The sequence below is a fragment of the Paenibacillus sp. SAFN-054 genome, from assembly GCF_051966755.1.
Taxonomy (GTDB): Bacteria; Bacillota; Bacilli; order Paenibacillales; family Paenibacillaceae; genus Paenibacillus_AQ.
In genome coordinates this window covers 381515-393744 of record NZ_JBQCKS010000004.1, presented here as the reverse complement: position 1 = coordinate 393744, position 12230 = coordinate 381515, and the positions used below count along the sequence as shown (strand labels likewise).

At 57.2% G+C, this 12230-nt stretch carries 8 protein-coding genes; all 8 read left to right on the top strand.

What is annotated here, in order from left to right; all coding sequences use genetic code 11:
* The first annotated feature begins 84 nt into the window (after positions 1-84).
* The 8 genes from ACTHPM_RS20360 (at position 85) to ACTHPM_RS20325 (ending at position 12200) form a co-directional block, all read left to right on the top strand.
* Positions 85-1383, top strand: coding sequence for an alpha-glucosidase/alpha-galactosidase (locus tag ACTHPM_RS20360; RefSeq protein ID WP_440396952.1), 1299 nt, complete (start codon positions 85-87; stop codon positions 1381-1383).
* A 207-nt stretch (positions 1384-1590) separates the two neighbouring features.
* Positions 1591-2880 (top strand): cupin domain-containing protein, encoded by a 1290-nt coding sequence (locus tag ACTHPM_RS20355; protein WP_440396953.1) that lies wholly within the window; start codon positions 1591-1593, stop codon positions 2878-2880.
* A 50-nt stretch (positions 2881-2930) separates the two neighbouring features.
* Entirely contained in the window at positions 2931-5426 is a 2496-nt protein-coding gene (locus ACTHPM_RS20350) for a glycoside hydrolase family 95 protein (protein WP_440396954.1), read from the top strand.
* A gap of 234 nt (positions 5427-5660) precedes the next feature.
* Positions 5661-6584 (top strand): ABC transporter permease, encoded by a 924-nt coding sequence (locus tag ACTHPM_RS20345; RefSeq protein ID WP_440397286.1) that lies wholly within the window; start codon positions 5661-5663, stop codon positions 6582-6584.
* Positions 6585-6603: 19 nt separating this feature from the next.
* Positions 6604-7467 carry a carbohydrate ABC transporter permease gene (locus ACTHPM_RS20340; protein ID WP_440396955.1) on the top strand — a complete coding sequence of 288 codons (864 nt, stop codon included), beginning with the start codon at positions 6604-6606 and terminating at the stop codon, positions 7465-7467.
* 147 nt (positions 7468-7614) lie between these two features.
* Positions 7615-9195 (top strand): extracellular solute-binding protein, encoded by a 1581-nt coding sequence (locus ACTHPM_RS20335; RefSeq protein ID WP_440396956.1) that lies wholly within the window; start codon positions 7615-7617, stop codon positions 9193-9195.
* Between the two features lie 69 nt (positions 9196-9264).
* Complete coding sequence (locus ACTHPM_RS20330; protein ID WP_440396957.1) at positions 9265-10287, top strand: response regulator transcription factor; 1023 nt, start codon at positions 9265-9267, stop codon at positions 10285-10287.
* 8 nt (positions 10288-10295) lie between these two features.
* On the top strand, positions 10296-12200 hold the full coding sequence (locus tag ACTHPM_RS20325; RefSeq protein WP_440421649.1) for a cache domain-containing sensor histidine kinase: 1905 nt from the start codon (positions 10296-10298) through the stop codon (positions 12198-12200).
* Positions 12201-12230 lie beyond the last annotated feature (30 nt).

The following is a 12230-nucleotide window of genomic DNA, read 5'->3' as shown; positions in this document are numbered from 1 at the left end:
GCTGGGGTTGCTCCATGTTCCGCCACCTGCCCGGAAGGTATAGTTAGAAGCAAATGAAAGCAACCGAATGGGAGGGTATCCTTTATGTCCAAAATTACATTCATTGGTGCGGGAAGCACCGTTTTTGTTAAAAACGTGCTCGGCGACGTCATGTCGACGCCAGCGCTGCAGGGCTTTGAGCTTGCCTTGTTTGATATCGATCCGGAGCGCCTGCAGGATTCCGAGCGCCTCCTGAACAGCATTAAAGGCACGCTGGGCAGCACCTGCGTCATCAAAGCCTACAGCGACCGTAAAGCCGCGCTGAAGGGTGCCAAATATGTCATTAACGCCATTCAGGTAGGCGGATACGATCCATGTACCATCACCGATTTTGAAATTCCGAAGAAGTACGGCCTGCGCCAGACGATTGCCGACACGCTCGGAATCGGCGGCATTTTCCGCAACCTGCGCACGATTCCAGTCATGCTCGATTTCGCGCGAGACATGCAGGAGGTGTGTCCGGATGCCCAGTTCCTGAATTACACGAACCCGATGGCGGTGCTGACGAACGTGATGAACACGGTGGGCGGCATCCGGACTGTCGGCCTCTGCCACAGCGTGCAGCACTGCGTATCCGAGCTGTTCAAGGCGCTGGAGATGGATCAGACGGGCGTGGAATCCAAAATTGCGGGCATTAACCATATGGCCTGGCTGCTGGAAGTGAAGAAGGACGGCGTCGACCTCTATCCGGAAATCAAGTGCCGCGCCGCCGAGAAGCAGAAGGAGAAGCACCATGACATGGTCCGCTTCGAGCTGATGCTGAAATTCGGCTACTATGTGACGGAATCGTCTGAGCACAATGCCGAGTACCATCCGTACTTCATCAAGAAGAGCTATCCGGAGCTGATCGAACAATACAACATTCCGCTCGACGAATACCCGCGCCGCTGCGTGAACCAGATCAACGGCTGGAAGGAAATGCGCGAGAAAATTTTCGCGAGCGAGCATATCGAGCACAAGCGTTCCAAGGAGTACGCTTCCTATATTATGGAGGCGATGGAGACGAACGTGCCGTTCAAGATCGGCGGCAACGTCATGAACACCGGACTGATCACCAACCTGCCGAAGGAAGCCTGCGTCGAGGTGCCGTGCCTCGTGGACCGCTCCGGCATTTCGCCGACCTTCGTAGGCGATCTGCCGCCGCAGCTGGCCGCGCTGAACCGCACGAACATCAATACTCAGCTGCTGACCATCGAAGCGGCCATTACCGGCAAAAAGGAGCATATCTACCACGCCGCCATGCTGGATCCGCATACGGCTGCCGAGCTGTCCCTGGACGACATCGTGGCGCTGTGCGACGATCTGATCGAAGCACACGGCAGCTGGCTGCCCGAATTTAAATAAGAAGGAATACAAGATTGCCGCCTGATACGTCAGGCCCGGCCCTTTGCGATAACAAAGGGCCGGGCCTTTTGGCGTTTGCTTGCGGCTATTCATGCCGCATCGTAAAAAAACACAAGCGAGCGCAACCTATGCAATGGAGGTGCCGCTCCCGCGGTAGTAGCATGGAAGAAAGCTTAAATTACGGAATGGGACAGGAGGTTTTTGGATATGAAAGCGCTTTTAGTCGGATTGGGAGAAGCCGGAAGCGGCTGGTATCGCAGACTGCGCAGCCTGAACGGGGATCTGGAGCTTGCCGTTTCGGATACCGATGCGAGCCGGGGAGAGCAGATCCGGGAGGACGGCGTTCCCTTTTACACGGACGCAAGGGAAGCGATCGAGCGGGAAGCGCCCGACTTCGTGATCAACGTAACGCCGCGCCATGCGCATACGAATATCAATCACTTGGCCTTCGATTACAAGCTGCCGGTGCTGTGCGAGAAGCCGATTGCGGAGAATTACGAGAAGTCCCAAGAGATCGTGAAAAGGGCGGAAGAGGAGCGGATTCCGTTCATGATCGCGGAAAATTACCGCACATTCGCGCCGCTGCGCAAGCTGAAACAGCTGATCGACGAAGGCTCGGTCGGCACGCTGCAGACGCTGGAATGCGAATTTTTCCGCAAACGTCAGCGGGTGACGCTGGAGCCGAATGATGAGCTTGAGGAAGTGATCATTCACCATTTTGACCTGCTGCGCCATCTGTCGGGACGCGAGGTCGGCAAGCTGTTTGCCGTCAAACGCCATGTGTTCCATATCGTGATGGAGCTGCAGGCAGGCATCCAGGCTTCCTTTCGCTGCTCGCTCCACAGCGTGGGACATGAAACGCAGTGGCCTGGCAACTGGCGGATCGAAGGGGACCAAGGCAGCCTGACCTTTAAGGACGGGGAGATCGAGCTGACGACGCCGGCCGGCGTCCAGCGCTGGAGCGATTTCAGCGACGTCACGGTCCGGACGCCGGTGCAGGAGTTCATGAACTCCCTGGAAGAGAAGCGGCGCGGCGAGACGGACGCCAAGGAATATCTTAAGAATCAGGCGCTTGCCCACTATACGCGCATGTCGCTGAAGCAGGGGCAGCAGGTGGACACCTCCGCCGCTTGGGGCTATGGACCGGCGGATATCCGCAATTTCCTGCGGGCCGAGCTGAAGCCTTCCTCAAGCCATGGGGGCCGGGGCCTGGTTGACAGCGTGCGGCTGTACAGCAATGCGGATTTCGAGACACCGCTCAAGTTTTTGTATTACTCGGTGCTGCCTCCGGGCACTTCGATCGGCTACCACGGGCATCGGGAAGACGAAGAGGTGTACATCATCCTGGAGGGCACTGGCCTCATGACGATCAACGGACAGGAAACGCGGGTAGGGCCCGGCGATGTGATCGTCAACAAGCCTTGGTGGAAGCATGGTCTCGTGAATGACGGCAGCGAGCCGATCAAGGCCATCGTATTTGAAGTGGATAAGATTTGAACGAGGCATGAGCGTACAGCAGGGATGGAAGGAAAGGGGAGATGGGCAGGATGAAGCACAATGACAGCAGTGGGCCGAGTCAGGGGGAGTTTCCGACCTGGAATCAGAAGGGGGATTACCTGGACGATGGCGGTGGCGGTTCAACGATGCGCCGCAGCAGCGGTCACGGCCGCCCGCTGCGGCTGTGGTACACCACCCCGGCGGCAGCATGGGAGGAGGCGCTGCCGATCGGCAACGGCCGGCTTGGAGCGATGGTCTATGGCTCCACCGGACTCGAGACGATCCGGCTGAACGAGGACTCGCTCTGGTACGGGGGCCCTTCCCGGGCGTCGAATCCGGAGGCGGGTCCTTACCTGGATGAGATCCGGGGCCTGCTGCGCGAAGGCAGGCAGGCCGAAGCGGAGCATCTGGCCCGGATGGCGCTCACGGCATCGCCCAAATACGAGCAGCCCTATCAGCCGCTCGGCGACCTGATGCTGAAGCCGCTTGCGGATGCCTCCCCGGTGGAGGACTACGAGCGGGAGCTCGATCTGGAGCGTGCCGTCGTGAACGTGACGTATCATGCGCAGGGCGTGAATTACCGCAGGCAGTACTTCGTCAGCGAGCCGGACGGCGTCCTGGTCGTGCGGCTGACGGCGGACCGTCCCGGCGCCCTGACCTTCGCGGCCAATCTCATGCGCCGTCCCTTCGACTGCGGCTGCTGGCCGGGTCCCGGCAATACCGTCATCATGGGCGGCGAATGCGGCGTGGACGGCATCCGCTTCAGCGCAGCCTTCCGGGCGGTCCCGGAGGGCGGCACCGTGCGGATCATCGGGGATTTTCTGTCTGTGGAAGGAGCAGATGCGGTGACGGTTTTGCTCGCGGCGCAGACATCGTTCCGGGAGAAGAATCCGGAGGAGGCCTGCCGGATTCAGCTGGAGCGGGCCGCTTCGATCCCTTATGACGAGCTGTTCAAGCGTCATGTGAAGGAATATCGGCAGAGGTTCGACCGTTTTGAGCTGACGCTGACCCCGGACGGGGACCCCTTCGGGGAGCTGCCGACCGACCAGCGGCTGAACCGGTTGAAGGAAACGCTGCGGGACCCGGATTTGGCGGGACAAGACATGCCCGGCGACCCCGGTTTGATGGCCCTCTACGTCCAGTATGGCCGCTACCTGCTGCTCTCCTGCTCCCGGCCGGGCACGCTGGCGGCCAATCTGCAGGGGATATGGAACCACAGCTTCACGCCGCCGTGGGAATCCAAATATACGATCAACATTAATACGCAGATGAATTATTGGCCGGCGGAACTGCTCGGCCTTGAGGAGTGCCATGAGCCGCTCTTCGATCTGATCGAGCGGATGGTGCCAAACGGCCGAGCCACTGCGCAGGAAATGTACGGCTGCCGGGGCTTCGTGGCCCATCACAATACGAACCTGTGGGCGGAGACCCGCCCGGAGGGCATTCTCATGACCTGCACGGTGTGGCCGATGGGTGCCGCATGGCTCAGCCTGCATCTGTGGGAGCATTACCGCTACGGCCTCGATATGGAATTTCTGAAGCGGCGTGCCTATCCGGTGATGAAGGAAGCCGCCATCTTCCTTCTCGACTATATGACACAGGATGCGGACGGGACGCTTGTGACCGGCCCGTCCGTGTCGCCGGAGAACAAGTTCGTGCTGAAAGGCGGCAGCAGCGGCAGCCTGTGCATGGGGCCTTCTATGGATGCGCAGATCGCACTGACCCTGTTCGATGCCTGCCTGGAAGCCACGAAGGCCATGGGCACGGAGACCGAAGCCGGCTTTATCGCCGAGCTCGAGGAAGCCGTGAAGCGCATTCCGAAGCCGCAGATCGGGCGCCATGGACAGATCATGGAGTGGCAGCATGATCATGAGGAAGCCGATCCCGGACACCGGCATATATCGCAGCTGTTCGCCCTGCATCCAGGCCGGCTCATCGATGCCTTCGACACCCCGGAGCTGGCCGAAGCCGCGAGAGCGACGCTCGCCCGCAGGCTTGCTTCCGGTGGCGGGCACACCGGCTGGAGCCGCGCCTGGATCATCAATTTCTATACCCGGCTGCTGATGGGCGAGGAAGCGCATAGCCACCTGACGAAGCTGCTGACGCAGTCTACCTATCCGAATATGCTGGATTGTCATCCGCCTTTCCAGATCGACGGCAACTTCGGCGGTGCGGCGGGCGTGGCCGAGATGCTGCTGCAGTCGCATACCGGCGAGCTGCGGCTGCTGCCGGCGCTTCCGCCGCAGTGGAGAACGGGTGAAGTGCGCGGACTTCGCGCCAGGGGCGGATATACGGTAGATATAAGCTGGCATGAAGGTGCGCTGTCCAAGGTGACGATCCATCCGCGGCAAACCGGAAGCTGCCGGATTTGGTCGCCGGTGCCGCTGGATGCCAAAGGCCTCAAGGGATTGCCAGACCATGAAACCGGGGCGGGCGCCCAGCCTTCGTTGCACGGGTACCGTTACGAGGTTTCGGTCATTCAAGGTAGCAGCATGACAATCCACAGCGAGGCTTTCCGAAATGGCGGCGCGATGAACCGATCGTAATAAAACACAGGTTGAGTCGACAAATCCCCATTTCGGCGGCTTATCCGGCAGCGGTAAGATAAGTACGAAGGCGCAGCGTCTTAAGGAGCAGCACTCGAACAATTAAGATAACGCTTTCTTTTTCCATAAACGAGAACCTGAACCGGCCGCAGCCGTGTAAGACGCATCCCGGTTCATCAAGCAGAAGGAGCGATGACGATGTCAGGACAGGCGCCCGCAGTCAGCCAGAAAAGAATGAAAGCCCGCAAGCCCCTCGGCAGGCAAAGGAGTAATTTTCGCAAGTATAAAGCGCTCTACTTCATTACGATCCCAGGCATTTTGTATTTCATTGTTTTCAAATATCTTCCCCTCATGGGCTCGGTCATGGCCTTTCAGGAATACAACATTTTCAAAGGCTTTACCGGCAGCCCGTTCGTCGGATTCGATCAGTTCAAACGGATGTTCACGTACACGGAATTTCTGAGGATTCTTGAAAATACCGTACTGATCGGCCTGTACGATATCCTATTTGCCTTCCCGGTGCCAATTATTCTGGCGCTGCTCCTCAATGAGCTGAGGAAGGTGCTTTACAAACGGATTCTGCAAACGATCGTGTATCTGCCCCATTTCCTTTCCTGGGTCATCATCGGCGGCATCATGATCGGTATCCTGTCCCCGACGACAGGGATCGTGAACCAGGTGCTGAACGCGTTCGGCCTGAAGTCCATTTATTTTCTCGGTGAAGATTCCTATATCCGGAGCATTCTGGTCGGTACCGGCATCTGGAAAGACAGCGGCTGGGGTACCATCGTCTATCTGGCAGCGCTGGCGAGCGTCAATCCGGAGCTATACGAAGCGGCACGCATGGACGGCGCCAACCGATGGAGACAGACATTATCCATTACCATTCCGGCCATTTTGCCGACGATTACGATCATGTTCCTGCTGCATATCGGCAACTTCCTGGACTTCGGCTTCGAACGGGTATTCGTCTTCGTCAATTCACTGAACGAGCATAAAGGCGACATCCTCGATACGTATATTTACCGGGTCGGCCTCATCGACCGGCAGTACAGCTACACGACCGCCATCGGCCTCTTTAAATCGCTCGTAGGCCTGATGCTGATCATGATTGGCAACACCCTGAGCAAGAAGGCAAGCGGAGAGGGACTTTACTAGAGAAAGGAGCAAGGGCGAAATGAACATCAAAGAACGCTGGTTTGATTGGTGCAATACGATTTTTCTAACGCTCGTCGGCTGCATCATGGTATTTCCGCTGCTCCATGTGCTTGCCAAATCGTTCAGCAGCAGCAAAGCGATCAACGCCGGTCTCGTCAAAGTGATCCCGGTGGACTGGACCCTCGTGAACTATAAAGTCATCTTGTCGGATACCTCGATCTGGCGGGCGTTTCTGGTCAGCGTCATCATTACCGTCGGGGGCACGGCGATCAATCTGATCATGACGGCATCGCTGGCCTACCCGCTCTCCCGTCCGGAATATTCGATGCGTAAGGTTGTCCTGATCTTCATCCTCATTACGATGATTTTCCAGGCGCCGCTGATCCCGAATTATCTGGTGATCAAAAACCTTCACTTGTTGAATACGTTATGGGCACTCATTATTCCGTCCGCGATAAGCGCATATAATCTGTTCATCATGCGATCGTTCTTCGTCGGGCTTCCTTCCGAGCTGGTCGACAGTGCCAGAATAGACGGCGCCAGCGAAATGCGCACGATGTGGAGCGTCATCCTGCCGCTGTCCAAGCCGGTCATGGCGACGATGGGACTCTTTTACGCCGTATCCCACTGGAACTCGTACTCCACGGCGCTGTACTTTATCAACAACCGCGCCTTGTATCCGCTCCAGTTGCGGCTGCGGGAGATCGTGCTCAGCAACGACCTCGGCCAGGCGGAAAGCCTGCTGGACGGGATGAATGAAGTATCGCCGGCTGGCGTGCAGATGGCCGTCATTATCGTCTCGGTCCTGCCGATCATCATCGTGTACCCGTTCCTGCAGAAGTATTTTATCAAAGGGATGCTGGTAGGCTCGATCAAGACCTAGAAGGCGGCGTCAAGATTAAGTCTTTTGAACCCCGTTTGAATTCGTTTTCATATGGACGAAATATGTTAATATAGAGGTGTTCCAAATCGAATAGCGCCCATCACGTCCGATAAGCTACAGGCAGGGACGAGAAAGAGGGGGGAGACAATGAAGAAGTGGTTCTATCTGATGCTGGCCACGCTGATGACTCTCGCGGGCTGTTCCTTTCCGGGAATCACGGGTTCTCCGGGCACCTCTGAGCATTCCCCTGGACCAAAAGCCGGCAGCGGCTCTTCCCCGGGGGCTTTGTCTTTTTCCATCGTATTATCCACCACCGCCAATCCCTACGCGGCCAAGGTGCCGGACCTCGAGGAGGATAAGTGGGTCAAACAATTGGAAGCGCTGACAAACACGGATATGCAAATCACGATGATTCCGCTCAAGGATGTCGACAAACGGCTGCCGGTGCTTCTGACCGGAGACCATTTTCCGGATGTGATCCAGACCGTGGGAGGAGCAAGCTCGGCGGCAATGTCGGGAACGGTCGAAGCAGGCTTGTTCATGCCCCTGGACGACCTGATCCGTGCCTATGCGCCGCGTCTGCTGGAGCGGATCCCGAAGGAAGCCTGGGAAGAAACGAGCTATCACGGGAAAATATACGGCATTCCGGCTTGGCTGGACAATCCTTCACGGCGCGGCACGTATATCCGAACGGATCTTCTGGAACGGACGGGCCTGCCGATTCCGGGAACGGTGGGTGAATTTCTGGATGTGCTGCGGGCCTTCAAGAAACTGGGCGTGGAGAATCCGTACCAAATGCGCGAGAACTTCAAATACGCCGATGTCATTTTTGGCGCTTATGACGTGCTGGGATATCAGTTTGAACTCAAGAACGGCGAGGTCGTTCCGAAATTTTTTGATGAGAAGCGCATGATGGAGGCCATCTCCGTATATAAAACGATGCTCGACGAGGGCCTGATCGCGAAGGATTTCGCAACGGTGAGCTCGAGCAAATATGCGAATAGCATTTACGGCGGCAAGGCGGGCATCTGGACGGCGAACGCAGCCGGACTGCTGGACTTTCGCGCCCAAGTGAACGATTCGGTTCCGGAAGCGAAGGTCGATATCATTCCTTCGCCGGCGGGTCCGGACGGCAAGAGGGGCTACGGGCTGTACAGCTCGGTGATCAGTTCCAACTACATTAATAAGCAGGTGCCCAAGGAAAAGGCGATCGGCATCATCCGGTTTTTCGACTGGATGCTCAGCGATGAAGCCGAGCGCTTCTTTTCCTTCGGGATTCCCGGCGATACCTATACCGTGAGCGGCGGAGCCATCAACTACCGGTTCCCGCAAACGAAAGAGGAGCAGGATGAGCAAGGGTTTCGGGAACTGCTGTGGCTGAGCCACGATTTGACGATCAACCGCGAAAGAACGAAGCTTCTTCCGGGCGGCGAGGATGTGCTCGAAGCGATCGACTCGACGCTTTCCGGGGAAGGGCGCGGCAGTATCGTTTTCATTCCGGATCTCGAAGCCTTCAACATCTATCCGGATTTGGCCCCGAATCATCCGAATCAGCCGCCTCCCTTTATCGTGGACCACATCGTGCGGATGATGTACGGCAAGGAGCCGATTTCGAACTGGCCGAAGGTGATTCAGGAATACCGAAGCCGCGGAGGGGACGACATTATTCGGGAGGCAACGCAGCGCTATCACGCAAACGAGGGTGTCATGGTGCTTCCGGACCGCTAAAAGGTTGGCAAAACGCAGCCTGCTGCCGCTTGCTTCATCAAAATCGGGCGAGAAAAGGGGTTATGATCCATGCGAGTGCTGATTGTGGAAGATGAACCTGTCATTCAAAAGGGATTGGTGAAAATGGTGCAGCGGTATCCCGCGTCATTCTCGGCCATTTATACGGCAGATGACGGGGAATCCGCCCTGGAAATGATCCGCAGCGAGGAGCCGCATCTGGTGCTGACAGACCTGCGGATGAAGCGGATGGACGGCCTGGAGCTGTGCGAGCGGATCCATCGCGAATTCAGCCATGTGCAGGTGGCCGTGATTTCGGGTTATAACGATTTTCAATATGCCCAGCGGGCCATCGCTTACGGCGTAAAGCGTTATCTGCTGAAGCCGGTCACCCAGCAGGACATCCATAACGCGCTGCGCGAGATCATTGCGGGAATGAGCGAGAACATCGTGTCCCTGCAAAAATACGTGGAGTGGTCGGAGAAGCTGGAGCAGAGCATCTGGATGCTGCAAAAAGGCGAAATGCACCGGCTGCTTGAAGAGAGCAGGGAAAGCTGCCTGTTTGGCGGGCTGCATGTGCTCGGCATGAAATCGGTGCTCGAGGACTGCCTGAATATGATCGTGGGAAGGCTCGCGCAGCGGGGGTGGCAGCCGCAGATCAGCATGGATAAGAAGGGTACCGATATCAGCAAAAGGGAAGCGCTCGAGGCCTTCGGAGCCGTGCTGGACGACATGTACTCGCAGCTTCAGCAGACCCGCAAGGGCAAGTTCAAGGACCCCATCGAGGAGGCGAAGGCGTTTATTGATTTGCATCTGTCCGAAGAAGTTACGCTGGAGGAGGTCGCGAAAAGGGTGGGGCTTACCCGTACCTATTTCAGTGCCTTGTTCAAGAAAATGACGGGTGAAACCTTCGTGCATTACCGCATCAAGAAGCGGATCGAGGAGGCGCGCAAGCTGCTGGCCGTTCCGGCCCTGACCATCACGGATATCGCGGTGCAGGTCGGTTATGAGGATTATCCCCATTTTACGAAGACGTTCAAAAACTTCGTGGGCATGTCGCCCTCCGAATACCGCGCGTCTTTTGGCATTGAATAATGAAAAGGATGAAGATCCGTCTGCGGGTCAAACTGCTGGCCAGCTTTCTGGTGGTCATTCTGCTCTCGCTTTCCGCGGTGGGCATCGCTTTCTACACTATATCGGCCAGACAGCTGGAGCAGAGCACGGAGAACCAGATGACCCAGATCGTAGACAATGCCGTGCATCACACCAATCTGTACCTTTCCTCCTATCAGCGCTCGATGGTAGCCCTGCTCACCAATCTGAGCGTCAAAAAATACATCGATCTGCCCTCGAACCGTGAGGAATACGAAAATTACCGTTACATGACCGATATCCGTGACTCGATTGTCGATCCGGTCTGGATCCGCAATCCGGAGATCAGCGCGCTCTACATCATCGGGTATAACGGCAACGCTCTGTATTATTTCAACAGCGGGACGGAGCCGTCCTTTTCGCCCAAGGATACAGCCGGGCAGATCGACTATTTCAAGTCGCATACCGATGAATCGGGCCGCCTGACGATCATCAACCAGACCATTCAAGGGAAGAATGCGGCGCCGATGCTGACGCTGATTCGGCGTATCCGCGGTCTCAGCTCGCCGGACATGAAGGGCTTCGTCGGCATCGAAGTGAAGTCCGAGGAGCTCTCCACACTGTGGAAGGGCATCGATATCGGCGAGGACAGCTATTTTTTCATTGTGGACGACAAAGGCCGCATCCAGTACCACAATGACCCGTCCAAGGTAGGGGAGCCGATATCCGGCAAGCTTGCCAGCGAAATGGCCGAGGCGGGTACGTCCATGTTCCGCAGCTCCGCGGAAGGCTCGAAGCGGGCGTATATCAGCCGCAAGGCCGATTACTCCGGCTGGAACCTGGTGGTATCCATTCCGAACAGCCAGCTGGTCAAGCCGCTGGAGACGACGCGCATGCTCATCTGGATCGTCGCCGCCCTGACGTTCTTATGCTCGCTGGTGCTGGCCAACCGTTTCGGCACCTCAATTACGAAGCCGATCCGTTCGCTGATGAAGGGGATGAGCCAGACGGAAAAGGGGAACTGGGAGTTCATTCCCCTCCCGAAGCGGCATGACGAAATTACCGAGCTGATCGTCAGGTACAATCTGATGGTGAACCGGCTGTCGGAGCTGGTGGACATCGTGTATCAGTCCGAGCTGAAGAACAGGGAGATGCAGGCCGAACGGCAGAAGGCCGAGTTCCAGTCGCTGCAGCTCCAGATCAACCCGCATTTTCTGTATAACACGCTGGAAACAGTCGTCTGTTATGCGGTCATCCAGGACTCGGACGAAATATCCGAGATTGTCGGAGCACTTTCCTACATGCTCCATTACTCCGTCCGCACCAACCTGGAGGAGATTACGGTAGCGAACGAGCTGAAGCATGTCATGTATTTCATGGTCATTATCAACCACCGGATCGGCCGGAACTTCGAAATCGATATGCGTGTCAGTCCCGATCTGCTGCTGCGCAAAATGGTCCGCCTGACGCTGCAGCCGCTGGTGGAAAACGTGTTCCAGCATGCCTTCCGCTCCGGAGTCGAGGATCATCATAGGATCATCATCGATGCAGGCGAGGAAGGGGACAGCTTCTGGGTCAGCGTAGAGGATAACGGGTGCGGCATGACGCCGGAACGATTGGAAGAGCTGCGCGTCAAGCTGAGCAAGAACCGGCTTGCCGATGATGGTGAAGCGGGACAGATGAAAGGCGGGATCGGCGTTGCCAACGTTCACCGCCGCATCCAGCTTGTGTTCGGCGAGGAGTACGGGCTGACGGTCGAAAGCAGCCTGGAGCAGGGGACGCGGATGATGATGCGGATGCCGCGTTCCGCGGCGGAGACGAAGCGCTCCGCAGGTCAGGCCGCAGATACCTGCTCCATGCCGGAGCTCCTCCCGCCGGGCTTTGCCGCGGGAGGGAACTCGTGGCAGACAGGATAGATAAGTGGATATGCAGAAGGTGGAAAGGCA

What these genes read in the sequence shown, in the direction of transcription:
- ACTHPM_RS20360 (WP_440396952.1), top strand. Translation starts at nt 85, where the DNA reads ATGTCCAAAATTACATTCATTGGTGCGGGAAGCACCGTTTTTGTTAAA.
- ACTHPM_RS20355 (WP_440396953.1), top strand. Translation starts at nt 1,591, where the DNA reads ATGAAAGCGCTTTTAGTCGGATTGGGAGAAGCCGGAAGCGGCTGGTAT.
- ACTHPM_RS20350 (WP_440396954.1), top strand. Translation starts at nt 2,931, where the DNA reads ATGAAGCACAATGACAGCAGTGGGCCGAGTCAGGGGGAGTTTCCGACC.
- ACTHPM_RS20345 (WP_440397286.1), top strand. Translation starts at nt 5,661, where the DNA reads ATGAAAGCCCGCAAGCCCCTCGGCAGGCAAAGGAGTAATTTTCGCAAG.
- ACTHPM_RS20340 (WP_440396955.1), top strand. Translation starts at nt 6,604, where the DNA reads ATGAACATCAAAGAACGCTGGTTTGATTGGTGCAATACGATTTTTCTA.
- ACTHPM_RS20335 (WP_440396956.1), top strand. Translation starts at nt 7,615, where the DNA reads ATGAAGAAGTGGTTCTATCTGATGCTGGCCACGCTGATGACTCTCGCG.
- ACTHPM_RS20330 (WP_440396957.1), top strand. Translation starts at nt 9,265, where the DNA reads ATGCGAGTGCTGATTGTGGAAGATGAACCTGTCATTCAAAAGGGATTG.
- ACTHPM_RS20325 (WP_440421649.1), top strand. Translation starts at nt 10,296, where the DNA reads ATGAAGATCCGTCTGCGGGTCAAACTGCTGGCCAGCTTTCTGGTGGTC.